The sequence below is a fragment of the Mycolicibacterium aubagnense genome (genome assembly GCF_010730955.1).
Lineage (GTDB): Bacteria > Actinomycetota > Actinomycetes > Mycobacteriales > Mycobacteriaceae > Mycobacterium > Mycobacterium aubagnense.
This window is the reverse complement of record NZ_AP022577.1, coordinates 3,431,005-3,454,945: the sequence shown is the minus strand read 5'-3', so window position 1 is coordinate 3,454,945 and position 23,941 is coordinate 3,431,005. Positions and strand designations below refer to the sequence as shown.

Here is a 23,941-nt window from a genome sequence, read left to right as displayed (position 1 = left end):
TCCGGTTGTCCACCGGGAGTTTCCCCAACGGACTGCTTTTAGAAGAAGATCTAGAGAGATCTAAAAGTATTAGTAATAGGGGCTGTGCACGCTGTGGATGGATCCACGGAGTTGCTGGTCGGGACCCCACAAACGGGACTGCGGGCTGTGCGCAGACTGTGCACGCGCCGTTAATCCAATCCGTGTATTTGTGGAGCGATCCGGCCGTGTGGATTGTTCTGAGCAGAATCGCAGGGTTTATCCCATGTAGTACACAGCGCTGTGCACAGCCGAAACGTGTGACTCAAGGTGCTTGTGGGGCCAAAGTTTTTTCGGACAAATCACACCGCCGAGCCAGAAATCGGGTGGATCCGGACCGTTGGTAAGAGTCGATTACCCCGGGATCGGGTGCCCAAAACCACACCGGCCCCGCAGGCATGATCGCCTGGAGGCCGGTGTCGAAAAAGCCAGATTCAGTGCTTGGACCGCTGCCGGATCCGGGTGGTGAGCTCCTTGACGTGATCGAAAACCTCACGCCGCGAAGCCATTTCCTTCTTGATCTTGCGCTCGGCGTACATCACCGTGGTGTGGTCGCGCCCGAAGGCCTGGCCGATGCGCGGCAATGACAGGTCGGTGAGCTCCCGGCACAGATACATGGCGATCTGCCGGGAGAGGGCCACGGCGCGGGTCTTCCCGGGGCCGCGGAGCTCCTCCACGGTGGTCTCGAAGTACTCGGCGGTGGCGGCCATGATCGTGGCAATACTGATCTGGGTGGTGCCGGCGTCGGCGATGAGATCTCGCAGCACGATCTCGGCCAGCGACTTGTCGATCATCGTCTTGTTGAGCGACGCGAACGCCGTCACACGGATCAACGCACCCTCGAGCTCACGGATGTTGCGATCGATGCGGCTGGCGATGAGTTCCAGCACATCGTCCGGCACGTCCAGGCGATCCATCTGGGCCTTCTTGCGCAGGATGGCGATGCGCGTCTCCAGCTCGGGCGGCTGGACGTCGGTGATCAGACCCCATTCGAACCGGGTCCGTAGCCGGTCTTCCAGCGTCGCAAGCTGTTTCGGCGGCCGGTCCGACGAGATGACGATCTGCTTGTTCGCGTTGTGCAGCGTATTGAAGGTGTGGAAGAACTCTTCCTGAGTGCTTTCCTTGCCTTCGATGAACTGGATGTCGTCGACCAGCAGCACGTCGATGTCACGGAAGCTGCGTTTGAACGACGCGGTCCGGTCGTCACGCAACGAGTTGATGAAGTCGTTGGTGAACTGCTCGGTCGAGACGTACTTGACCCGCATGCCGGGGAAGAGCTTCTGGGCGTAATTACCGGCTGCGTGCAGCAGGTGCGTCTTGCCGAGACCGGATTCACCCCAGATGAACAGCGGGTTGTAAGCGCGGGCCGGTGCTTCGGCGATGGCCAACGTCGCGGCGTGCGCGAACCGGTTGGATGCCCCGATGACAAAGGTGTCGAAGGTGTAGCGCCGGTTGAGGCTCAGATCGGCCGATTCGTCGGCGGGCGGCCGGTTGAAGTACCGGGGCCAGGTCTCTTCCGCGCTCGACAGCTCTTCGGTGTCGTCGTCCAGGTCATCGGCGGCGGTGAGCGGCTCGGGCTCGGGCGGCTCAACCGGCTCCGACGGCGCCGGCCGGTCCTCGTTATCCGGGACCGCGATGCGAACGCCGAGATCAACGCGCTGGCCGAGGTGTCGGCTCAACGCGGCGATGATCGGTTCGCGCAGGTGCCGTTCGATCTCGTTCTGGACGAACTGGGTCGGAACCGACAGCAACGCGAAACCTTCGGTGAGCACGAGTGGCTGAACCATACGCAACCAGGCTCGTTGCTGGGCGGTCAGCGTCGTGGTGCCGCCGAGGTCGCCGTTGAGTTCGGCAACCACGCTCTTCCAGATCTCGGCGAACGATGCACTGGGGTTAGCGGTCAACGAACACTACCCCCTCGGAACCGTCTGACCGGCGGCTCAATAAAACGACGACAATCTGTCCACATAGTTATCCACAGACTGTGGACAAAGTAGAAGAGTGCCGTCGTGCTCGTGTTTTGCGTGCAGGAAGCCCCGCGCTGAGTCTCGTCACAGGAACGTCTGTGGGCTCGTAGCGTCGGGACCTCTCTGGCTTGTTGTCTTGCGCCGTCGTGCAACGGCATTGGCAGAAGCTAACAAGTTTTCTGTTCGTCTGCCAACCGTTCGGCAACATTGCCTCGAGGTTCTTGGGCGTGTCGGCTTGCCACGTGGCGAGTGGGACAACTGTGACGAACTAGGCTGTGATCCACTGGGCATCCCGCTACAAAGCTGTAACACTTCCTGACGTGGGACGTCGAGGTTTGACCCGGGGAATTCAGATCAGTACCCTCGAACAGTCGCCCACACGTGGTGATACGGCTGCGACCGCGAGAGTTCTGCCACGAACTTCTATCGGTACCGCGCCGGCTAGCAAGCAAGATGCGTGCGCTTACCAGCGACGACCGTGCCCACCGGCATGACTCGTTCATGTCGGTGGCGAGTGCGGGCGTCACATAGTTGAGGAGATACAGCCGTGGCCAAGGGCAAGCGGACTTTCCAGCCGAACAACCGCCGTCGGGCTCGTGTGCACGGCTTCCGTCTGCGGATGCGGACCCGCGCCGGCCGCGCCATCGTGTCGGCCCGTCGCGGCAAGGGCCGTCGCTCTCTCACTGCGTGACCTGACGCAGGATCGAAGCACCGTGCTTCCGGCTCGTAACCGGATGACGCGCTCGACAGACTTTCGAGTCACCGTGAACCGCGGTGTCCGTGCGGCACAGCGGGACATCGTGGTGCATTCATTGGCCCCCGGCGCTTGTGGCGCCGACTCGAATGCCGAGGACGCGCCGAAAGTCGGTCTCGTGGTAGGCAAATCGGTGGGCAATGCGGTCCAGCGACATCGCGTGTCCAGGCAGCTCCGGCACGCCAGTCGCGACGTGCTGCCCGAGTTACGGTGCGGCGAGCTGTTGGTGATCAGGGCTCTGCCCGGTAGTCGCGACGCCGCCACCTCGACGCTGCAGGACGAGCTGCGGGTGGCGGTGCAGCGTGCCCACGCGAAATCCGGATCCCGGCCATGACCGCGCGGCTGGCCCGCGGGCTGATCTTTCTCATCGAGCTGTACCGCAACATGGTGTCCCCGATGCGTCTGCCCAGCTGCCGGTTCAGCCCCACCTGTAGTCAGTACGCCGTCGAGGCATTGACCGAGCACGGACTCTTCCGCGGTTGTTGGTTGACGACGGTCCGGCTGGCCAAGTGTGGCCCGTGGCATCACGGGGGATGGGACCCCATTCCCGAAAGACGGTCCGCGGCAACCGCCGCGCAGTCAAGGAGCGATTCGCTTGTCTTTTAACTGGTTCAGCCTGGACTACATCTATTACCCGGTATCGGGGATCATGTGGCTCTGGTACAAGCTCTTCGGCGCCATCCTCGGTGCGGAGAACTTCTTCACCTGGGGCCTGTCGGTGATGTTCCTGGTGTTCACCCTCCGCGCCCTCCTGTACAAGCCGTTCGTCCGCCAGATCGAGACCACCCGGCAGATGCAGGAACTGCAGCCCCAGATCAAGGAACTGCAGAAGAAGTACGGCAAGGACCGCCAGCGGCTGGCCCTCGAGATGCAGAAGCTGCAGAGCGAGCACGGTTTCAACCCGCTCCTCGGCTGCCTGCCGATGCTGGCCCAGATCCCGGTGTTCCTGGGCCTGTTCCACGTTCTGCGGTCATTCAACCGGACTGAGGGCGCCGGGATGGGTATCGGTGCGCAGGCGCTGTCCCTCGAGCAGAACCGGACGACAGGCAACTACTTCTTCAGCGCCACCGATGTCAGTCACTTCCTGAACACCGATCTGTTCGGCGCGCCGCTGGGCGCCACCATGATTCAGGCCGGCGAGAGCCTCAAGGCGTTCGCCCACTTCGACCGCACGTCAGTGATCCTGGTCGGTATCCCGCTGATGATCATCTCCGGCATTGCCACCCACATGAACAGCCGCGCCTCGGTGGCCCGGCAGAGCATCGAAGCCCAGCAGAACCCGCAGACCCAGCTGATGAACAAGCTGGCGCTGTACGTGTTCCCGTTGGGCGTCGTGGTGTCAGGACCGTTCCTGCCCATCGCCATCCTCATGTACTGGGTTGCCAACAACATCTGGACCTACGGCCAGCAGCATGTGGTGTTCAATCGCATCGAGCAGCGCGAGGCTGAAGAGAAAGAACAGGCGATCGCACGCCGTTCCGCGAATGCCCCGGCGCCCGGTGTGAAGCCGAACAGGTCCAAGAAGGGCAATCCGCCGGCCGCGGCGGCGACGACCGACACCGACGTCGAGCAGACCGGTACCGAGCTGGAGGGTACGACGGATTCCGGTCCGGCAGGGCCGAAGCCGGCCCCGGGCGCCAAGCCCAACAAGAAGAAGCGTTGACCGGTCAGAGGGTAAAGACCCTGAGCGACGGCCGGTGCAAGAGGGAGAAGGCAGGGATATGACAGACACTGAAACGCAGGCGGAGGCCACAGAAACTCCAGAAGCCCCGACGACGGCTGCGGCCGCTCCGGCAAGCAAGGGCGACGATCTGGAAGAGCGTCTGGTTGCCGAAGGCGAGATCGCCGGGGACTACCTCGAAGAACTCCTCGATCTGCTGGACTTCGATGGTGACATCGATCTGGATGTCGAGGGCGACCGCGCGGTCGTCAGTATCGACGGAGGCAACGATCTGACCAAGCTGGTGGGTCGCAAGGGGGAGGTGCTGGACGCGCTCCAGGAGCTGACCCGGTTGGCCGTACACCAGAAGACCGGCGAGCGCAGCCGGCTGATGCTGGATATCGCCCGGTGGCGCAGGCAGCGTCGTGAAGAACTGGCGGCGCTGGGCAAGAAGGTGGCCGAGCGGGTGCTGGCATCGGGCGAGCGTGAAGAGCTGTCGCCGATGACCCCGTTCGAGCGCAAGATCGTGCACGACGCCGTGGCCGCTGTGGACGGCGTCCACAGCGAGAGCGAGGGCGTGGAGCCGTCTCGCCGGGTGGTTGTTCTGCTCGATTGAGCACCTTAATTACATCGATGTTGTTCGTCGGCGGCGAGCTGGCGGGGAAAGCGGAGGCTGTTTCACGTGAAACATGGTGAAGCTCCGTCCCCACCGGCCGCCGCCGTCGACGTTTTTGGTGACCGTGCCGAACTGGCACAGCGCTACGCGCAAATCCTGGCCGGCGACGGAATCGAACGCGGACTGATCGGACCGTCGGAAGTCGGCCGGTTGTGGGACCGTCACGTGATGAATTGCGCCGCGATAGGTGAGTTGGTCTCCAGCGGTGAGCGAATCGGCGATATCGGCAGTGGAGCGGGCCTCCCGGGCATTCCGCTGGCGCTTGCTCGGCCCGACGTTCACGTGGTCCTGATCGAGCCGCTGCTACGCCGCGCGGATTTCCTCCGCGAAGTCGTCGCCGATCTCGGTATCGACGTGACGGTGATTCGCGGCCGAGCCGAGGAGCGGACCGTCCGAGCCGAGGCGGGGGAGTTGGACGTCGTCACCTCCCGTGCGGTCGCGACCCTCGACAAGCTGGCCAAGTGGAGCCTGCCGTTCCTGAAGATCGACGGCCGCATGCTGGCCCTCAAGGGGGAGCGGGCGGCCGACGAGATCGTCGAACACCGACGGGCACTCAACTCACTCGGTGCTGTGGACGTAAGGGTGGTGAAATGTGGCGTGAACTATTTGACTCCGCCCGCAACCGTGGTCGTGGCGACGCGCGGAGCCAAGCGCGCGGGGACCGGCCGACCGGTCAAGAACCGGCGATGACATCGTCGGCCGGGGAGAGCAACATGTCCGACGCCGAGGTTTCGGAAGTGGCCGACCCGGCTGCTACATCAGGAAAGGCAGTCAGCGATGCCAGGAGCGACCGCAGCGACGGGAAAGCAGATGTTTCACGTGAAACGTGGACCACAAGCGTGACGATGGATACGCCGATCGGGGCGGAAGCCGAACGCGCGGTCCAGATCATTCACGGAGCGAAGGGACAGCAACTGCCGCGCCCGGAGCACCAGCGAGTCTTCACCATCGCCAATCAGAAGGGCGGCGTCGGTAAGACCACCACCGCGGTCAACATGGCCGCGGCGTTGGCACTGCAGGGGCTCAACGTTCTGGTCATCGACCTCGACCCCCAGGGCAACGCCAGCACCGCGCTGGGTATCGAGCACCGGCCGGGTACCGCGTCGTCGTACGAGGTGTTGATCGGGGAGATCACGCTCGAGAGTGCGCTGCAGCGCAGCCCGCACAACGACCGTCTGTACTGCGTCCCGGCGACCATCGACCTGGCCGGCGCCGAGATCGAGTTGGTCAGCATGGTGGCACGTGAAACCCGGTTGCGGAACGCGCTTGCCACACTGAAGGACCACAACTTCGACTATGTCTTCATCGACTGCCCGCCCTCGCTCGGTCTGCTGACCATCAACGCGCTCGTGGCGGCTCCCGAAGTGCTCATCCCGATCCAGTGCGAGTACTACGCCCTGGAGGGTGTGGGCCAGCTGCTGCGCAACATCGAGATGGTCAAGGCGCACCTCAATCCCCAGCTGGACGTGACGACCGTCGTCCTCACCATGTACGACGGACGGACCAAGCTCGCCGACCAGGTGGCGATGGATGTTCGCGACCACTTTGGCGATAAGGTTTTGCGGACCGTCATCCCACGTAGCGTCAAGGTTTCCGAGGCACCGGGGTACGGCATGACGATCCTGGATTACGACCCGGGATCACGTGGAGCAATGAGCTATTTGGACGCCAGTCGTGAACTCGCCCAGCGTGGCGAGCACGGAGTGAGGAAATAACGATGTCGCAGCCACGTAAGCGCAGCGGACTCGGTCGGGGGCTGGCGGCGCTCATCCCGACCGGTGCACCCGAAGACGAGCAGCAGGACACTTCGCTGCGGATGGGGTCTGCCGCCGCCGACGTGGTGATCGGTGGGGCGCCCGCAACGCTGACCAACGGCGCCGCGGCCGCGGCGGCAGCCAAGGCGGAAGCTGAAGCCATCGGCGCGGTGTACCGCGAGATCGAGCCGTCGGCCATTCAGCCGAACCCGCGCCAGCCCCGCCACGTGTTCGACGATGAGGCGCTCGCCGAACTGGTGCACTCGATCCGCGAGTTCGGACTCATGCAGCCCATCGTGGTACGCGAGCTGAGCGAGCCGACAGGGCCGCACCGCTACCAGCTGATCATGGGTGAGCGTCGCTGGCGCGCCTCGCAGGAGGCCGGTCTGACCGCCATCCCGGCGATCGTGCGTGAGACCGCCGACGACAACATGCTGCGCGACGCCCTGCTCGAGAACATCCACCGGGTGCAGCTGAACCCGCTCGAAGAGGCGTCGGCCTACCAGCAGCTGCTGGAAGAGTTCAACGTCACCCACGAGGAACTCGCGACGCGCATCGGGCGGTCGCGACCGGTGATCACCAACATGATCCGTCTGCTGAAACTGCCTATCGCGGTACAGCGTCGCGTTGCCGCCGGCGTGCTGTCGGCCGGCCACGCCCGTGCGCTGCTCGCTCTCGAAGGGGGAGCGGAGAAGCAGGAAGAGCTCGCCGCCCGCATCGTGGCAGAAGGACTGTCGGTGCGCGCGACGGAAGAGGCCGTCACTCTGGCCAACCGGGACGGCGACAAGCCGGCACCAGCACCCAAGCGCAAGCCGATTCAGATGCCCGGGCTGCAGGACGTCGCCGAGCAACTGTCGACTGCCTTTGACACGAAGGTGACCGTGAGCCTCGGCAAGCGCAAAGGCAAGATCGTCGTCGAGTTCGGCTCGGTCGACGACCTTCAGCGCATCGTCGAATTGATGAAGACCGAACAGAGCTAGGCGACCGATTTTTGGGTTTGCGACAGCCTGACCAGCCACCAGGACCAGTTACGTCACTGTGACGGTGACATTTTTGGCGCGCGGGACGGGGAAGGGACGACGATGTTTCACGTGGAACAGTTCAACGTTCGGCGCCCGTCGGCCCCGATTGAACAAACTGGGTCGACGGCGCCGGGTTCTCCTATCCTGAAGAGGCAGCCTGATCCGATCGGGCCGACGACGGGAGTCTGGTGACATCACGAATCACGCCGCTGCGCCTCGAGTCATTCGAGCGGCTGCCGAAGCATGCGCGGCGCTGTGTGTTCTGGGAAGTCGATCCGTCCGCCCTTGGTGACAGTGACCATCTCAGCGACCCCGAGTTCGAGAAGGAAGCATGGCTGTCGATGGTCATGCTCGAGTGGGGATCGTGCGGACAGCTGGCCGTCGGTTGCGACCCCGACCGCGCCGAGGACCCCAACGACGACGCGCCGTGTCTCGGCTACGCGTTCTACGCACCGCCGCGCGCGGTACCTCGGGCGGGACGCTTTCCCACCGGACCGGTCAGTCCTGACGCGGTTCTGCTGACCTCCATCGGTGTCGATTGCAATGAGGAAGGGGAGGCGCTGCCGCGCCATCTCATCGCGGCCGTCGTAGCTGATCTGGTTCGACGTGGTGTGCGCGCACTGGAGGCATTCGGCCGCACCACAGAGGTGGCCCACCTCGGTGAGCTCCACGCCTGTCCGGCAGAGCTGGCGGCGACGGTCGAGGCGTTCGGGGAGTGCAGCGTCGAGCAGTGCGTCATCGAGGCCGACTTCCTCCAGGACAACGGCTTCGAGATCATCGCGCCGCACCCGTACTTCCCTCGGCTCCGGCTGGAGCTGGAACAGGGACTCGGCTGGAAGGCGGACGTCGAGGCGGCCCTGGAGCGACTGCTCGACAGCGCGCAGCTGCAGCAGCCGGTAGGGGCGCTCCAGAGTCCGGTGCTGTGGACGCCCCGGCGCTGAGCGCGTAGGCGCCACGTTGGGTGCGGCCTCCGGCCGGTTGGTTCCACGTGAAACAGCGATCGTCCCGTACGCTCGCGGCCGTGGGGGAGATGCCGTTGAATCCGGATGCTTCCGGGCTGCTCGATGTCGGTGACGGCAACAAGATGTACTGGGAGATGCGAGGAAACCCTGCCGGACGCCCCGTGCTCATCGTCCATGGCGGGCCCGGAGCCGGCCGCTCCCGCACTGCACACAAGCAATTCAACCCCGAGCTGTTCCATGTCGTGCAGTTCGATCAACGCGGGTGCGGGGACAGCGTGCCCAGCGCGGCCGATCCGTCGACCGACATGTCGTGCAACACGACGGAGCATCTGCTGGCCGATATGGAGGCGTTGCGGGGTCATCTCGGCATTGAGCAGTGGCTGCTGTACGGCGGCTCCTGGGCCTCGACGTTGATCCTCGCCTACGCACAGCGGTACCCGAATCGGGTGCTGGGCATCGTGCTGATCGGGGTGACGATGACGCGGCCGCAGGAGGTCGACTGGCTGTACCGCGGGCTGCGGCTCTTCCGCCCGGTCGAGTGGGAACGGTTCCGGAGCGGCGTGCCCGCGGAGCACCGAGACGGCAATCTCGTCGAGGCCTATCGGCAGCTGTTGGAGCATCCCGATGCCGCGGTGCGGGAGCGGGCCGCGTACGACTGGTGTGCGTGGGAGGACGCCGCAATCGCCCACGAGTCGATGGGGAAGCCCGGTCAATACTCGGCGAAGATCGACGCCGCGCGGCTGGCATTCGTGCGGATCTGCACGCACTACTTCGCCCGCGCGGCGTGGCTGGACGATGGGCAACTAGTGCGCGATGCCGACCGGCTCCGGGGAATCCCGGGCATCCTGATCCACGGTCGGCTGGATCTGTCCGCGCCCGTCCGGACAGCGTGGGAACTGGCGGAGGCATGGCCCGATGCCGAGCTCCAGATCATCGAGGACTCAGGTCACACGGGCAGTCCCGCGATGGTGGCTGCGATCACGGCGGCCGTCGCGCGGTTCACTCCGGAGGGCTGACCGCGCGACCGTTCCACGTGAAACATCGTGGGCTTCGGTGAAGGTGCGGTGGACGGCGCCGAACTTCTCCAGCAGGTGTGGCATGCGGGGTATCCACGAGTCGATCTCCGTGCCGGTCGGCCGTCAGACGTTGATGCGACGTGCGGAGAACTGATCGACGATCGCGGGATCGCGGTGATCGAAGAACAGACTCGTGTTGGTGTCCATCGCGGCGATCTCGTCCATCTGGCCCGCGGTGAGTTCGAAATCGAAGACGGTGACGTTCTCGCGCATCCGCTCGGGGCGGACGGATTTGGGGATCACGATCACGTCGCGTTGGATCAGCCAGCGCAGCACGACCTGACCGACCGACCTGCCGTGCGCGGCGGCCGGGGTGGCCTCCTGGCCGGCGTGCTCCATCCACAGCTTGGTGGTGACGAACAGCTCGTCGCGCGGGATGCCGCCGGCGGCGAGCGCACGCCCGACGGACCGTTCGTTCTGATACGACGCTGCGGTGTCGATGTGTCGGTACCCGGTTTCCAGGGCCTGAGCGACGCCGTTGTGCAATGTGATGGTCCGTACGGGGTGTCCTTGTGTGTCGATGGCGATCGGCGGATGCTCACCGTTCGTACATCGCCATCTGTTCGGGGTTGTAGCGCTCTCCGGCAGCAGGCGGCAGCGCGTTCAGCGCCTGCAGTTGCGCGACGCTCAGTTCCACTGCGTCGGCGGCAATGTTCTCCTCGACGCGGGCGACGCGTTTGGTCCCGGGGATGGGGGCGATGTCGTCGCCTTGTGCGAGCAGCCATGCCAAGGCCACCTGGGCCGGGGTCGCCCCGACCTGATCCGCCACGGCGGTGACCTCGTCGGCGATGCGCAGGTTCCGGGTGAAGTTCTCCCCGGTGAAGCGCGGGTTGTTCTTGCGGAAGTCGGTGTCGTCGAACTGTTCGGGGGAGCGGACGGTGCCCGTCAGGAAGCCGCGGCCCAACGGGGAAAACGGCACGAGCCCGATGCCCAGTTCGCGCAGGGTTGGGATGATCTCGGCCTCCAGATCGCGAGTCCACAGTGAGTACTCCGACTGCAGTGCGGTGATCGGATGGGTGGCGTTGGCGCGCCGGATGGTTGCGGCAGATGCTGCCGATAACCCAATGTGGCGCACCTTTCCCTCGGCGATGAGCTCGGCGACGGTTCCGACGGTGTCCTCGATCGGGGTGTTCGGGTCGACGCGGTGTTGGTAGTACAGGTCGATGTAGTCGGTGCCCAACCGGCGCAGCGACCCTTCGACGGCAGTCCGGATGTTGGCGGGGCTGCTGTCGAGATTCCAGGCGCCCTCGCCACCGTGGGAGACCAGACCGAACTTGGTGGCCAGCACCACCCGGTCGCGACGATCCCGCAACGCTTTGCCGACCAGTTCTTCGTTGATGTACGGGCCGTAGATCTCGGCGGTGTCGATGAACGTCAGCCCCAGATCGAGGGCGCGGTGAATCGTCCGGATCGACTCGGCGTCGTCGGTGCCGGCACCGGTGTACCCGTGCGACATTCCCATCGCCCCGAGGCCGATTCTCGACACGGTCAGGTCCCGCAGTTGGATGTACTTCATTGCCCCTCCGCCCAGTTGAGTTCCACTACGAGTCAACCGTGGGATGGGCCGGCGGGGGAGGGCCTGCGATGACAGGTACTGGCAGACACCCCCGCCGCCGGTGCTACGGCCATAGGGTGGGGATCGTGGACCACCGGCGCGAGATTCGTGAGTTCTTGACCTCGCGGCGTGCGCGCATCACCCCTCAGCAGGCGGGTCTTGAGGTGTTCGGCCGAAAGCGACAGGTGCCGGGACTGCGCCGTGAAGAAGTCGCCATGCTCACCGGAGTGTCCGCGGACTACTACATTCGGCTCGAACGCGGGAATCTGGTCGGCGCGTCCGACAGCGTCCTGGACGCGTTGGCGCGGGCCCTGCAACTCGACGATGCCGAACGTGACCACCTGTTCGATCTGGCGCGCATCGACAATGCCGCGCGCGCCAGGAAACGCGGACCGACTTCCCTGACGCGGATCAGACCGGTGGTGCAGCAGGTGCTCGATGCGATCACCGAGGCCGCTGCCGACATCCGCAATGAGCGTGGTGACATCATCGCGGCCAACAAGCTCGGCGTCGCGCTGTACAGCGAGATGCACGCCGAGACTGTGCAACCACCCAACGTCGCGCGCTACACCTTTCTCAACCCGAGCGCCCGGGACTTCTTCGTCGACTGGGAGCGCGCCGCCACCGACGTCGTTGCGGTACTGCGGGCGGCGGCCGGACGCAATCCGTTCGACAAGCCCCTGTCCGATCTGGTCGGCGAACTGTCCACTCGCAGCGACGAGTTCCGGGTGCGCTGGGCTGCCCACAACGTCCGTCGCCACACCAGCGGGACCAAACACATGCGGCACCACATCGTCGGGGACATCGAACTGAACTACCAGAGCTTCGAACTCCCCGGCGAGCCCGGACTGCGCCTGAGCGTCTTCACGGCCGAACCCGACACCGCCAACCAGCAGGCCCTACACTTCCTCGCCAGTTGGGCCGACACCACCACAGCCGTGCCCGACGGTATCGACGCGCCGTCGAACGCCGAGCGCGAGTGACAGGCTGAGCGGCACCCCAGAGTGCCCGCGGGTGTGCAGCCGGCACGCCGCCCACACGACTTCCGGCATCTCGCCGCACACGCGTCGGTGGAGAAGCGCACCGTCACCCAGCGGCGACAGCGGCGCCGTCAGCCCCCAGGCATGCGGCCCTGCGGCGCGGGTCCGGCACCGTCGGCGATGTCGGCGAGAATGTCGACGACCTCCGAAAGCGGACGGGCCGTATCGATCTCGTGCGAGGCGGACTGCTGCAACAGCGGTTCGGTCTCCGCGATATCAGCCAGGATCCGGGCCCGCTCTTCGGCGGTCTTGCCGAACGGATTGTGCGGGCGACGCTGCACCCTGTCCACGATGACATCGGTTGGTGCGGTGAGGAGCACGATCGCGGCGAATCGGTCGTAGAAGCGCCACTGATTGGCCACGGTGCCCTGAACAAACAAGGGCTCGTCTCGCCGTTGCTTCAGGAGCTCGGCCACGCTGCGACCCATATCGACCGATTCAACCAGTCCAGGCGCGGAGACAAGCGGTTACCGCGACTTCACGGCACGCTTGCGGCGAAAACCCCGACGGGAGAAGGACTACGCGCCGGCCTGGCCGGCCTGTTCCACCGACATCTCGTGAGCCAGCAGCTCGGCGAAGGTGAAAGTGCCTGTGGGACGGTCGTTCTTGCCCAACAGGTACAACCGCTTCACCGCGGCCAGGATCCCTTCGGCGATGGAGTCGCGGGAACCGGGGGAGGTCAGCAGCTCCCGGTCGTGCGGGCTGCTGACGTAGCCGAGGTCGACCTGCACGGTGGGCATCCGGGTGAGCCGCAACAGGTCCCAGGTCCGGCCGTGGGTCCGGCAGTCGCGGAGACCGCTGCGTGCCACGACTTCCCGCTGAATGAAGTCGGCGAGGTTGCGGCCGATGGTGGACACCGAACCGTGTGAGTTGCCGAAGTAGAACGATGCGACGCCGTTGGCCGCCGGGCTGGGCAGGCTGGCGCAGCGCAGGCTGATCATCAGATCGGCGCCGACCGCGTTGGCGGTCGAGGCGCGCTCGGCGTCGGTCGGGCTGCCGCTGACGGGGCGGGACAGGAAGGTGTCCATGCCGATGGCCGTCATGCGGCCTTCCAGCCGGCTGGCGAGATCCCACAAGACGTCGGCTTCACTGACCGGGCCGGACCGGCTGGTCATGATGAGCCCGCGATCGTCGCCGCCGCGACCCGGATCGATGATGATCCGCTTTCCGGTCAGGCGTGGGCCGCTGCGCCGCACGAGTTCCTCTTCGCGGATCGCGTGTGGCGAACCGCCGGTGACCCGGGAGCCCAGGAAGTACAGAGAGCGCAACGTCTCAGGACCGCAGATGCCGTCCGGGAACATGCCGTACTCGCGCTGGTAGGACATCAGGCCGTTGTGGGTCTGCAAACCGAAATGACCATCGACGAGACCGGTGTAGAAACCGAGATCCTGCAACCGTGCCTGCAGGGTGGCGACGTCGTCGCCGTACATGGGGGCACCGAACTGGTGTGACAGCGTGCGCGCCCCCAGCCGGTACGAGGCCTCTTTCAGCGCTCGATAGGTGGCCTCACCGACCATGCCGTCGACGAGGAGCCCACGCTGCTGCTGGAAGGCCCGCACGGCCTCGTCGAGGCCTTCGTCGAAGAGATCGAGAGCGACGTGCCTGCCGGTGGTGAGATCCGCGTCGGGACTGTCCAGCAGTCCCAGGGCGGTCAGCGCCGCCCGAATCTCGGTGACCGAACCTCCCCGGTCCCCGCGACGCAGTATCGACATTCCTGGCCTTTCAATCACAGACGCCAGGCGGGCGGACAGCGGCGCACTGGCGGGACGCCGAGTCCCATTGTCGCAGACTCCCCGCTGAATCCCGCAACTTCACTGGCAGCGGCGGCGCGACCCATCCTCTCCGGACGGACCGCACCCCGCCAGTTGAGTCAGAGTTGGTCGGCGATCTCCCGCAGCAGGGCTGCCTTGCCCTTGGCGCCGACGATGCGCTTCACCGGTTCGCCGTTCTTGAACAGGATCAGGGTCGGGATCGAGACGACCTGGAAGTTACGGGCGGTCTCGGGGTTGGCGTCGACGTCGAGCTTGGCGACGGTCAGTTCCCCTGCCTTCTCACCCGCCAGTTCCTCGAGAACCGGGGCGATCATCTTGCACGGTCCGCACCAGGTCGCCCAGAAATCGACCAGCACCGGGGTGCCGCTCTTGATGACGTCGCTGTCGAACGAACCGTCGGTGACGGTCAGCGTTGCGCTGCCCTCGCTCATGTATTGCTCCTCTCGGGTGAACTCTGTGGGGGATAGGACGATCAGCTGTGGTCGGCCAGCCAGCGCTCGGCGTCGATGGCCGCCGAACAGCCGCTGCCGGCCGCGGTGATTGCCTGTCGGTAGGTGTGGTCGACCAGGTCGCCGGCGGCGAAAACACCGTCCAGTGAAGTGTTAGTGGTACGGCCTTGCACCTGCACGTAACCTTCGTCATCGAGATCGACCAGGCCGCGCACCAGGCCCGACCGCGGGTCGTGACCGATGGCGACGAACACGCCGGTGACGGGAAGCTTGCTTTCCTCGCCGGTGGCGGTGTTGCGCAGGAGCAACCCGCTGACCTTCGAATCACCCTCCACCGCAAGAACTTCGGTGTTGGTGACGAAGGTGATCTTCTCGTTGGCCTGCGCGCGCTCCAGCATGATGCGCGACGCGCGGAACTCGTCCCGGCGGTGGATCAGCGTCACCGATCGGGCGAAGCGCGTCAGGAACGTCGCCTCCTCCATGGCGGAGTCGCCGCCGCCGATCACGGCGATGTCCTGGTCGCGGAAGAAGAAACCGTCGCACGTGGCACAGGTGCTCACGCCCTGGCCGATGAGCTCCTGCTCACCGGGGATACCGAGATGCCGGGCAGCGGCGCCCATCGCGAGGATGACGGAGCGCGCCTGGTAGGTCTCGTTGTCGACGGTGACGGTCTTGATGGGGCCGTCCAGCGACACTGCGTCGACGTCCTCCATGCGCAGGTCGGCGCCGAACCGCAGGGCCTGCTCGCGCATCTCCTCCATCAGCTCGGGGCCGGTGATGCCCTCCTTGAAGCCCGGGTAGTTCTCCACCTCAGTGGTGGTCATCAACGCACCACCGAACTGGACACCTTCGAAAACCAGCGGCTTGAGCTGGGCACGAGCCGTGTATACCGCGGCGGTGTAGCCGGCCGGGCCGGAGCCGATGATGATCACGTCGTGCACGGTGTCTGGGGTGGTCATGGCCGCCTTTCATCTGCCTCTGGTCAGGCTCATACCTGGCTGGCCTGCTGCCAGAGTCGGTACGCCTATAACACCAGGGTAAGTGCCGGTGTTCCCGGGCGGTTGACGGGCTCCGGGGCGGTCAGCGGCCGGGTGCCGGCGGGTCGGCCGGCGGATCTGCGATGACCGCATCGGCGATCAGGCCGGCGTTGGCGGAATTGCAGTCGGAAGACACGACCAGGGCCATCGTCGGGCCGCGGTCGGCCCCAGGCAGCAGTAGAAGCACTTGGGCGCGGTCGCGCCCGGTCAGGGTGGCGGCACCCAGAATCCGGGTGGTGGGGGAGTAGCCGAGACCCTGCAGACAGGACGGCAAGCGATCCGGCGCGGCGAGCGCTCCCAACTCGGGAGGCCGGCTCCGCAGGTCGAGGATCTGCCGGTCGGACCACGGCATGCCCGCCTGCCGCTGCACGGTCAGCGACGCCGCTGTGGGGCCGGCGGAGACCCGCGCCGGTTCGTCAGACCCGCTGAGCACGACGGTGGCGCCGATAGCGATCGCGATGAGACCGGCGGCGGCGCCGGCGATGACGCCGGGACGGGTGCTGCGCGCACCGTGGCCGGCCGAGTGCGCAGGGACGACGGCGTGGCGTGGCGGTCGAGTGCCGGCCTCGCGCAGGGCTGATCCGATGTGCGCCGTGACGTCGGCAGGGATGTCGCTCTCACCGGTGTCGTCCGCCAGGTCATGGAGGTCGCGGCGCACCCGCTCGAGTTCGGCGTACTGCCGCGCGACCACGGGATCGTCCCGGATGCGCTGGCGCAGGCGGGCCGCCGTGGCGTCGTCGAGCAGTCCGGCCTGGAGATCGGCGAGCAGTTCCAGGGAGACGGACTGATCGGCGTGTTCGTCGTCCACCTGCGGAAGCCTAATCCGGCCGTCGCCGGGCACGACTGTCTGTCGAACCCGGTGTGCGGCGGAAAAACGTCACGTGACCGGCCCCGGTCAGTCGGAGAGATGCGCCAGCGACTGGGCGAGCTTCGCCCGGGCCCGCGCGCAGCGGCTCTTCACCGTGCCCTCCGCGATGCCCAGCATCGCCGCCGTCTCGGCCACCGAGTAGCCCTGCATGTCGACGGCGACCACCGCCGCCCGCTGTTCGACCGGCAGCCGGAGCAGTGCGCGTTCGACGACGATGGTGGTCTCGACCCGGTGCGCGGGGTCCGCGGTCTGGCAGGCCGTGTCGCTGAGTTCTTCGGTGCGGTGAAACTTGTTGTGGCGCAGGCGGTCCAGGCACGAGTTCACCACGATGCGGCACAGCCAGCTGCGGACTGAACTGTCGTGCCGGAACCGCGGCGCATGGCGGTGGGCTTTGAACAGCGCCTCCTGGAGGGCGTCCAAGGCGTCTTGCGGGTCGTGGCTCGTCAACCGCGCGAGCCGGTACAGCTGGTGGCGATGCCGGTAGAACAGCTCCTCGAACGCGTACCGCTCACCGGCGACGTGTGCCGCGAGCAATTCTGCGTCGGACGCGTCCGACTGTGGCCCCCCGAAACTCCCCACTTCCGAACCATAAATCGGGTTCGGGGAGGGCCCCGACGCGAATTGAGCGGCGCGATCCTGACCTGCGCAGATGGCCTCTTCAGGCCTGTGGATAACTTACCCGGCTGCTTTCACGACGACGTTCGAGATGTCGGTCTTGCTCTTGCCGTCCACGGTCCCCAGCGTCGAGATCCAGATCAGCAGATGCGAGGTCGGTTGCGCGTTGCTGATCGTGATCGTGTTGGTTCCGGGTTTCATGGTCGCGGGCTGCGTCAGCACGGTCGTGGCATCCAGCGAGGCCGGGGTTGCCGTCTGGGCCGAGCGGAGCTGGATAGCGGTGCCCGTGCTGGTCAGATTCAGGCTGACCGATGCCACCGTGGTCGACTGCGGCAGATTCAGCATGAGGCCGACGCCGCTCTTGAAACTGGGGAATGGCGTGGGATCGGTGTAGATGTCGGTGGACCACGCATCGCCTGCGGCGCCCGTGATGGCCTTGCCCGCGGTCTCCGGGGAGTCTGCGCCACCGCCGGGTGAAAACACTGTGACACCAACGGGTTTCACCACATTGCCGGGCGTCGGGGCGCCACTCGAGGTCGGATGCTGGCTGTTGAGTCCGAGCTGCTGCTTGTCCAGGCCGCCGCCGACGTCTCCGAAGATGCCCCTGAGCACCGACGCCAGCACCAGCAGCGCCACCAGGAGGACTGCGCCGCCGACACCCACCCCGATGAGCAGTGCCTTGCGTCGCTTCGCCACAGCTTCCAGTTGCGCGGCGTCTGCGGTCTCCGGATGCTGCGAGCCGTCGACGGGCTCCAGCAGTTCCGTGGTGTCGGCGACGGTGGTCGCCTGCTGAAGCAGATTCAACAGCGTTGGTGCCGAACGGATTCCGCCACCTTCCTGGACCGCGCGCGCCGCCGCCGCGGAGATCTGGAAGGGGATGGTCCCGTCGACCGCACGGGGTTCGACAGGCTGGCCGGCGCTGTTCTTCGTCGCGGGCAGCATGCCGCTGAGGGCACCGGATTCGGGCAGGGGCCACCGGTTGACCAGCAGCGCGTACAGCGTGGCGCCGATGCCGCGGATGTCGTCTTCAGGAGTGGCGGACGGCAGCGTGCCGGGGAAGGCGAGCACCACGTCGCCCTCGATACTGACCCGGATCCGGCCAGGGTGGTCGATCGACAGCGCGACGCCGGACCGGTGTGCGGACTCGGCCGTCGACGCGAGGGACTGGATGGCGCGGGCGCCGCCCATCGCGGACGGTTCCGTCGCGGCCACCTCGGCCAGTGAACCGCCGCGGATCCATTCGCTGACCACCAGGCCGCCGTGGCCGTGCCGGGTGACGTCCAGGATCCGGGCCAGCCCGGGTCCCTCGATGTGGCTCAGTTTGCTTGTCCGGGTGAGGATTTCCTGGACCATGGACGCGGGCAGCACACCGTCGTGGTCGACGAACGTCAGCGCCACCTGGCGATCGAGCGGGATGTCCAGGGCGTGCCAGAACTGCAGATCGGGCGGACCGCCATGAAAGACCAGCAGTCGGTAGCGGCCGTCGGCCACGACGGCGCCCGCCCGCAACGCGACATCGTCGCCGCTGCCTGACGTATCCGGGATGTGGGCGGATCCCTGGTCCGCGGGTGCGTCGGTCACCGCAAATCCTTTCCGAAGCCCGCCCGTGGTACCACTTTCCGGGTTCGCCGCGCCGTTGGCGGACGCGCTGGTCCGGCGTGGTACCGGAGATGAATTGCCGTGTCCAGGGTACGGGACCACGGTCCGTGCCGAGTCCGGTACAGCCGAGCTGACCTGGACTGCGGGGGGCGCTGCCGGGTTGCCGCGGCCGAGCCGGCGCCGTACGAAAGCCACTGCGGCCAGAGCGTCGGGCACCTTGGCGGCCACCAGAACCGCCGCGATCACCGGGAGCATGATCAGCCCGAGCAGAAACAGCCGCAGCAACGATCCGGCGGCGCCGCCGTGCTCGGTCAGCCGGTCGAGCCCGAGCAGCTTGTCGGCGAGATAGGCGAGCAGGCCGGCGCCGAGTGAGGCGCAGACGGTCACGAGGATGGTCCGGATCACCGGCAGCTCGACCATCCGGCCGTGCGGCGGCCGCAGTGCCGACCGCAGCAGGATGTATCCGACGGTTGCGCCGGCCAGGAAGCCGAGCCCGTTGGCCAGGCCGAGGTACCCGGCCACGAGTTCCCGGTCATCGGTCAGGTGGGGGGCGATCAGCGAGCCGACGATCTTCACCACGGTGATCACGACGATCAGGACGATCGGGATCCACGGCTGTTCGCGGGCGTAGAACACCCGAAGTTCCAGCAGCACCATGGAATACGGGATCAGGGTGAACGCCGACAGCGAGATCGCCATGCCCAGATAGCCCGCGTCGGTGGCCCCGAAGTTGCCGTAGGCGAACAGGGCGCTGCCCATGGCAGGCCCGCTGACGGTCATGAAGGCGACGATCGGGATCAGCGTCACCATGGTCAGCCGGGTGGCCAGAGAGAAGTCGGCGAGCACCGCAGGGTTGTCGTTGGCGGCGGCGTTGCGGGACAGCCGCGGCATGACGACGGTCAGCACCGTCACTCCGATCATGCCGAACGGCAGCTGCAGCAGGAGCCAGGCGTAGCTGTAGATGGCCGGCCCGGATGCGGCTGCGTGGCTGGCGATTTCGTTGCCGACGATCAGACCGCCCTGGCTGATCAGGACGTACAGCATCATGGCGGTGGCCATGGTGCCGAACTTCTTGAGCCGGTCGTCGATGCCCCACAGCGGCCGCAGGCTGATCCGCTGCCTTCGGATCGCCACAAGCAGCACCGCGACCTGGGTGACGGTGCCCATCGTGATGCCGATACCCAGCACCAGCAGCTTGGGATTGCCCATCTCTACCGGATTGATCGAAAGTTGCCCGGGGACCGCCAGATAAAGGAGCAACGTGATGATGGCGACCACGTTGTTACACACCGGGGCCCATGCCGTCGGCCCAAACACGTTGCGGTTGTTCAGGATTGCCATGAACACCGACGACAAGCCGTAGAAGAAGACCTGCGGCATGAGCAGGTAGGCCAACGCGGTGGCGAGCGGCCGGTTGACTGCGGGATCGTTGCCCAGCATCAAGCCCACCAGCAGGGGAGCGGAGGCGACCGAGATCACCGTCGTGACGAGGAGCAGTGTGGTCGCCAGGGTGACCAGTCGGCGCACGAATCCAGAGCCGTGGTCGGGGTCGTCACGTTCGGCGCGGGCCAGCACCGGCACGAAGATCGCGGTGAACGTCGCTTCGAGCACCAGTGCGGCGATCATGTTGGGCAGCTGATAGGCCACTGTGAACGCACTGGACAGCGCCGCGCCGAGAATCGCGGCCAGCAGCACGATCCGCAGGAATCCGGTAATCCGGCTGATCAGCGTGGCGAACGCCATGCCCCAGGACCGGGAGACGACGGCGGCGTCGGACAGTTCCGCCCTGCGGGGCAGCGGCGCCGCGACCTGCGGCCGGGGACTGCGCGGGGCGCTCATGAGTCCTCCGGGGCGTGGGCGATGGCGGTGTCGAGGGGATCAGGGCGAGGTGGGTGGGAGTCGTCGGCGTGGATGGGCCGGGTGTGGTGCGGGCGGTCCAGGTCGGCCCGGTCGGGCTGACCGCGGAACCGGTGCCAGAGCCGCCGGCCGGCCAGCAGGAACAGCACCGCGCCGGCGGACAGCGTGATGAAGAACAGCACCTTGCCGTACGCGTTGGAGTGCACCGAGAGCCGGACCGGTTCGCCGAGCGTCAGGCCGTTGACAGTGCGCAGGGCGACATCCACCGCAACGCGTTGGGTGAAGTGCACCTCGATCGGCACCCGCAGCGGCAGGTAGCCGGGGGGTAGCTCGATCTCGCCCATGTCGGTGACCGTCATACCGGGTGGTGCGTCGATCACCAGGCGGACCCGGATCGGCAGCGGCAGGTCGTTGCGCAGCGCCAGGGGCAGGGGGCTGCGTTCGGTGGCCAGTGTGTACGAGCCGCCCGGGTTCACCACGGTAACCGCGTGGAACAGGTCGTTCATGGTGTTCTGCGTCGTGGTGATGCGCTGCTGGGCCAGGTCTTCGCGGACGCTCGGCGGCACCGATTGGGTCAGTGCCCGCAGCATGTCCTCACGCAGCGGCGCCGTGTACTGGTCACCCGTCAGCCCGGTCTGAGTGTTGACGGTCAACGCGGCGGTCAGGCCCCAGACCCGCTCCATGGTGGTCGAGATCTGGCCGGTCACGTCGTCGCCGTAGCGGGCCTTGGGGTTCCCGGTCGCGTTGTCCGGCAGCGTGGCGGTCAAGGGCGGCGGGAGCGCCTTGGCCTCGGCGATCACCGCGGGCATCGGGCGGGCCACCGCCAGACCCGAGTGCATCGCCGTCGCCACCGACGTCAGGATCGACTGGGCATCGTCGGGCGTGACGTCCCACGCCAGCGGCGGCATCAGGATCTGGTTGCGGGGCTGCGCGTCGGGTTGCAGGCCACGCCACAGCACGGAGGCGAGGGCGTCCTGGCGGCGTGCCACCGGCGAGTCATGGACGAGCGGCACGTGCAGCGACGTATCGAGGTATCCCGGCGAGATCGGGGTGCGCCCGGCGCCGGCGAGGGCCGCGGCGACGCACGGGTCGAACGGCGCCATCGTGACCTTGTCGCTGTATCGCCGGGGTGACGTGTCGGCGGGATGATCGGAGTCGTCGGCGGTGATGGGCGCCGCGGCGATCGCGACGGTCGGTTCGGGCTGCGCGGACAGCAGCCCCACCGCCGGGCCGGTGAGCGGGCCGTCGCCGACGACCGTGGCGCCGCGCAGGGATTGGATGCCCAGCAGCTGGTTGACGATCGGTCCGGCGTCGGTGGTGGCGGTGGAGCTCAGGACGGCGTCGCCGACGCGCTGCAGTGCGCGCAGGTCGGCCTGGGCATACACCGTCGGGGTGACGCACACCCGCTGCGCCAGCTCTCGCAACCGGTGCAGCCACTCGGTCGCGGCTTGTTGTCCGGCGCCCGGGTGGGTGGGGGAGTTGAGGCCGGCGGCGGGGTCGTCGGATACGACGTAGCCGCCGCTCATGGCATTGACGGTGATCAGCAGGTCGGGGTCGATGGCCAGACACATCGCGCCGCGCATCAGGCCGCCGGGGTCCACCTGGTCGTTGGTCGCGAAGTCGGCGGCGGCCAGCAGCGTGTCCAGGCGGCCGCCGTTGGCCAGGGAAGTGGCGAGGTCGTCGTCGGCCAGGCGGGCCGGTTCGGTGCGTCCGGGTACGCCGGCGGCCAGGTGCGGACGGTCGGCGAGCGGCCACAGCAGGGTCAGTGCGACGGGGTGCGCGGTGTCGGGCGGGACGACGGCGTCGATGGACTGCTGGCCGGAGCCCCCGGGAGCGGCCGGGGTGGCGGGCACGCCCAGCACGGGCAGCAGGAAGCGGGCGTCGTCGAGCCGGGCCGCCGAGCCGTAGTCCGGGGTGCCGTTGACGTTGACCAGCAGTGGATACACACCGGGTTTGTCGATGTCCAGCGCGGGATGGTCGGCCGAGCGCACCGGATAGGCCAGCCGGAAGGGCACGCTCTGCCCGCGCGCCAGATCCTGCGAGACGGTGGTGAAGTCGCCGACCGCGGAGTAGTCCGTCGGTTCGGCCGCGAGCGTCGTCCGCAGCCCTGACGAGGACGTCACCGCGGGCGAGTGCTCGAGGCGCACCATGACGTCGTGCACCGGGCGGTCACCGACATTGGTGACGGTTCCGGTGACCGTCACCACCGGCTCGCTGGTGGTGGTGACGACGTCCGGCGTGACGTGGTCGATGCGCAGCTGTAGGAACGTCGTCCCGCCCGGCTCCCCGGCGGATGACTGCGGCGTGATGGGAGCGGTGAGCAACAGCAGGAGGGCGGTGCCCGCCAGGACGCGCAGGAGAGCTGTCGAGGCTGGCCCCAACAGCTCTCGCCTGACGTTCACGACCCGGGTCCGCAGCCGTTCGCGCGGCGGCCGGGTTGGGTATGGGCGGAGTCGTCGTTGCGATGGTTCCGCGTGCGGGAATGGGTCTGTGGGCGGCGGCGCGGCGCGGTGCGCGGCAGCGGCGGCAGGGCGCCCGGTCCATCGGTGTGCAGTTTGTCGATCAGTTCGCCGGCCACCTCGGCAAGCTTGCGCTCGTCGGCGTAGGCCAGGCGGGACGGCAGTTCCCGCAGCGGCACCCATGCCACTTCGGTGACCTCGACGTCGTCGTCGGAGAGTTCGCCGCCCTGGAATCGCATCAGGTAATGGTGCACTGTCTTGTGGACGCGCCGGCCTTCGGTCACGAACCAGTAGTCGATGCTGCCGAGCGCGGCCAGCACGCTGCCCTGCAGTCCGGTCTCCTCGGCGACCTCACGGATGGCGGTCTGTTCGGCCGTCTCGCCGAGTTCGATGTGTCCCTTGGGCAGTGACCACAGCATCCGGCCGCGGCGGTCGATGCGGCCGATGAGTGCGGCCTTCTGGGTGTCCTTGGGGCCGTCGAGCCCGTCGATCACCAGTCCGCCGGCTGAGGTCTCGTGCACGGTGCGCAGGCGGTCGTTGTTCGACTTGCGCGGCGCAGGAGCCGACGGTGTGGAGGCAGTCGCGGTGGGAACAGGCTGGGCGGTCCCGTTGTTACGGCTGGCAGCTGCCGAATCTGAGTCGGCGTGCTGGGCGCTGTCACTGGGCGGACCGGCCGAGCGTCGACCGCGACGTCGCCCGCGGCGCCGTCGTGGTTTGGCACGCTCGCCTTCCGACACCCAAGCGATAGTAGCTGCTCAGCTTGGGCGGTCTGTGCCCACTGGCCGGTCAGTGGCCCAGTTG

Annotated in this window: 23 protein-coding genes; 11 read left to right on the top strand and 12 right to left on the bottom strand. The window is 66.9% G+C overall.

The genetic code is table 11. The annotated features are described in order from the left end of the window. Positions 1-452 precede the first annotated feature (452 nt). The gene (dnaA, locus tag G6N59_RS16810) at positions 453-1,922 is read right to left on the bottom strand and encodes a chromosomal replication initiator protein DnaA (protein ID WP_138232320.1); all 1,470 of its coding nucleotides are present in this window, start codon (positions 1,920-1,922) and stop codon (positions 453-455) included. 610 nt (positions 1,923-2,532) lie between these two features. On the opposite strand from dnaA, the gene rpmH reads away from it, so the two are divergent. The 10 genes from rpmH to pip all read left to right on the top strand — a co-directional run bounded on the left by rpmH (position 2,533) and on the right by pip (position 9,829). Beyond that, positions 2,533-2,676, top strand: coding sequence for a 50S ribosomal protein L34 (rpmH, locus tag G6N59_RS16805; RefSeq protein WP_073695092.1), 144 nt, complete (start codon positions 2,533-2,535; stop codon positions 2,674-2,676). A 22-nt stretch (positions 2,677-2,698) separates the two neighbouring features. Continuing rightward, a complete protein-coding gene (gene rnpA, locus G6N59_RS16800; protein ID WP_138232319.1) occupies positions 2,699-3,073 on the top strand; it encodes a ribonuclease P protein component in 375 nt (124 codons plus the stop codon). Next, on the top strand, positions 3,070-3,345 hold the full coding sequence (yidD, locus tag G6N59_RS16795; RefSeq protein WP_138232318.1) for a membrane protein insertion efficiency factor YidD: 276 nt from the start codon (positions 3,070-3,072) through the stop codon (positions 3,343-3,345). Before rnpA ends, yidD begins: the two co-directional genes overlap by 4 nt. Before the next feature lie 43 nt (positions 3,346-3,388). Next, positions 3,389-4,402, top strand: a complete 1,014-nt coding sequence (yidC, locus tag G6N59_RS16790; protein ID WP_138232375.1) for a membrane protein insertase YidC — start codon at positions 3,389-3,391, stop codon at positions 4,400-4,402. 58 nt (positions 4,403-4,460) lie between these two features. Then, entirely contained in the window at positions 4,461-5,015 is a 555-nt protein-coding gene (locus tag G6N59_RS16785; protein WP_138232317.1) for a Jag family protein, read from the top strand. Between the two features lie 66 nt (positions 5,016-5,081). After that, on the top strand, positions 5,082-5,765 hold the full coding sequence (gene rsmG, locus G6N59_RS16780) for a 16S rRNA (guanine(527)-N(7))-methyltransferase RsmG (protein WP_138232316.1): 684 nt from the start codon (positions 5,082-5,084) through the stop codon (positions 5,763-5,765). A 155-nt stretch (positions 5,766-5,920) separates the two neighbouring features. Next, complete coding sequence (locus G6N59_RS16775; RefSeq protein WP_234884400.1) at positions 5,921-6,790, top strand: ParA family protein; 870 nt, start codon at positions 5,921-5,923, stop codon at positions 6,788-6,790. A 2-nt stretch (positions 6,791-6,792) separates the two neighbouring features. Beyond that, positions 6,793-7,809 (top strand): ParB/RepB/Spo0J family partition protein, encoded by a 1,017-nt coding sequence (locus G6N59_RS16770; RefSeq protein ID WP_138232315.1) that lies wholly within the window; start codon positions 6,793-6,795, stop codon positions 7,807-7,809. 230 nt (positions 7,810-8,039) lie between these two features. Next, on the top strand, positions 8,040-8,792 hold the full coding sequence (locus G6N59_RS16765) for an acetyltransferase (protein ID WP_138232314.1): 753 nt from the start codon (positions 8,040-8,042) through the stop codon (positions 8,790-8,792). Positions 8,793-8,881: 89 nt separating this feature from the next. Next, complete coding sequence (pip, locus tag G6N59_RS16760) at positions 8,882-9,829, top strand: prolyl aminopeptidase (RefSeq protein WP_138232373.1); 948 nt, start codon at positions 8,882-8,884, stop codon at positions 9,827-9,829. Positions 9,830-9,952: 123 nt separating this feature from the next. Here pip and G6N59_RS16755 read toward each other — a convergent pair whose 3' ends face one another. Both G6N59_RS16755 and G6N59_RS16750 read right to left on the bottom strand, forming a co-directional pair. After that, positions 9,953-10,375 (bottom strand): aldo/keto reductase, encoded by a 423-nt coding sequence (locus tag G6N59_RS16755; protein WP_234884391.1) that lies wholly within the window; start codon positions 10,373-10,375, stop codon positions 9,953-9,955. Positions 10,376-10,427: 52 nt separating this feature from the next. After that, positions 10,428-11,405 (bottom strand): aldo/keto reductase, encoded by a 978-nt coding sequence (locus tag G6N59_RS16750; protein WP_138232312.1) that lies wholly within the window; start codon positions 11,403-11,405, stop codon positions 10,428-10,430. Positions 11,406-11,521: 116 nt separating this feature from the next. Between G6N59_RS16750 and G6N59_RS16745 the strand changes: the two genes are divergently transcribed. Then, complete coding sequence (locus G6N59_RS16745) at positions 11,522-12,427, top strand: helix-turn-helix transcriptional regulator (protein WP_407665702.1); 906 nt, start codon at positions 11,522-11,524, stop codon at positions 12,425-12,427. A gap of 128 nt (positions 12,428-12,555) precedes the next feature. Here the strand turns inward: G6N59_RS16745 and G6N59_RS16740 are convergent, their stop codons facing one another. The 9 genes from G6N59_RS16740 to G6N59_RS16700 form a co-directional block, all read right to left on the bottom strand. Next, positions 12,556-12,900: a shikimate kinase gene (locus tag G6N59_RS16740; RefSeq protein ID WP_220099677.1), complete on the bottom strand. Its 345-nt coding sequence runs from the start codon at positions 12,898-12,900 to the stop codon at positions 12,556-12,558. A gap of 102 nt (positions 12,901-13,002) precedes the next feature. Beyond that, positions 13,003-14,196 carry an N-acetylmuramoyl-L-alanine amidase gene (locus G6N59_RS16735; protein ID WP_138232309.1) on the bottom strand — a complete coding sequence of 398 codons (1,194 nt, stop codon included), beginning with the start codon at positions 14,194-14,196 and terminating at the stop codon, positions 13,003-13,005. 158 nt (positions 14,197-14,354) lie between these two features. Next, positions 14,355-14,687, bottom strand: coding sequence for a thioredoxin (gene trxA, locus G6N59_RS16730; RefSeq protein WP_138232308.1), 333 nt, complete (start codon positions 14,685-14,687; stop codon positions 14,355-14,357). 41 nt (positions 14,688-14,728) lie between these two features. Continuing rightward, on the bottom strand, positions 14,729-15,664 hold the full coding sequence (trxB, locus tag G6N59_RS16725) for a thioredoxin-disulfide reductase (RefSeq protein ID WP_138232307.1): 936 nt from the start codon (positions 15,662-15,664) through the stop codon (positions 14,729-14,731). 121 nt (positions 15,665-15,785) lie between these two features. Continuing rightward, entirely contained in the window at positions 15,786-16,550 is a 765-nt protein-coding gene (locus G6N59_RS16720) for an RsmA family anti-sigma factor (protein WP_138232306.1), read from the bottom strand. Between the two features lie 87 nt (positions 16,551-16,637). Beyond that, positions 16,638-17,189 (bottom strand): RNA polymerase sigma factor SigM, encoded by a 552-nt coding sequence (gene sigM, locus G6N59_RS16715; RefSeq protein WP_138232305.1) that lies wholly within the window; start codon positions 17,187-17,189, stop codon positions 16,638-16,640. 96 nt (positions 17,190-17,285) lie between these two features. Further along, positions 17,286-20,663 (bottom strand): murein biosynthesis integral membrane protein MurJ, encoded by a 3,378-nt coding sequence (murJ, locus tag G6N59_RS16710; RefSeq protein WP_163911379.1) that lies wholly within the window; start codon positions 20,661-20,663, stop codon positions 17,286-17,288. Beyond that, positions 20,660-23,083: a hypothetical protein gene (locus G6N59_RS16705; RefSeq protein ID WP_234884390.1), complete on the bottom strand. Its 2,424-nt coding sequence runs from the start codon at positions 23,081-23,083 to the stop codon at positions 20,660-20,662. Before G6N59_RS16705 ends, murJ begins: the two co-directional genes overlap by 4 nt. Next, on the bottom strand, positions 23,080-23,877 hold the full coding sequence (locus G6N59_RS16700; RefSeq protein WP_138232304.1) for an NUDIX hydrolase: 798 nt from the start codon (positions 23,875-23,877) through the stop codon (positions 23,080-23,082). Before G6N59_RS16700 ends, G6N59_RS16705 begins: the two co-directional genes overlap by 4 nt. Between the last annotated feature and the right edge of the window lie 64 nt (positions 23,878-23,941).

Coding starts and splice junctions, on each gene's coding strand:
- yidD (WP_138232318.1), top strand. CDS start 3,070: ATGACCGCGCGGCTGGCCCGCGGGCTGATCTTTCTCATCGAGCTGTAC.
- yidC (WP_138232375.1), top strand. CDS start 3,389: ATGTGGCTCTGGTACAAGCTCTTCGGCGCCATCCTCGGTGCGGAGAAC.
- G6N59_RS16785 (WP_138232317.1), top strand. CDS start 4,461: ATGACAGACACTGAAACGCAGGCGGAGGCCACAGAAACTCCAGAAGCC.
- G6N59_RS16775 (WP_234884400.1), top strand. CDS start 5,921: ATGGATACGCCGATCGGGGCGGAAGCCGAACGCGCGGTCCAGATCATT.
- G6N59_RS16770 (WP_138232315.1), top strand. CDS start 6,793: ATGTCGCAGCCACGTAAGCGCAGCGGACTCGGTCGGGGGCTGGCGGCG.
- pip (WP_138232373.1), top strand. CDS start 8,882: ATGCCGTTGAATCCGGATGCTTCCGGGCTGCTCGATGTCGGTGACGGC.
- G6N59_RS16750 (WP_138232312.1), bottom strand. CDS start 11,405: ATGAAGTACATCCAACTGCGGGACCTGACCGTGTCGAGAATCGGCCTC.
- G6N59_RS16735 (WP_138232309.1), bottom strand. CDS start 14,196: ATGTCGATACTGCGTCGCGGGGACCGGGGAGGTTCGGTCACCGAGATT.
- trxA (WP_138232308.1), bottom strand. CDS start 14,687: ATGAGCGAGGGCAGCGCAACGCTGACCGTCACCGACGGTTCGTTCGAC.
- trxB (WP_138232307.1), bottom strand. CDS start 15,664: ATGACCACCCCAGACACCGTGCACGACGTGATCATCATCGGCTCCGGC.
- murJ (WP_163911379.1), bottom strand. CDS start 20,663: ATGAGCGCCCCGCGCAGTCCCCGGCCGCAGGTCGCGGCGCCGCTGCCC.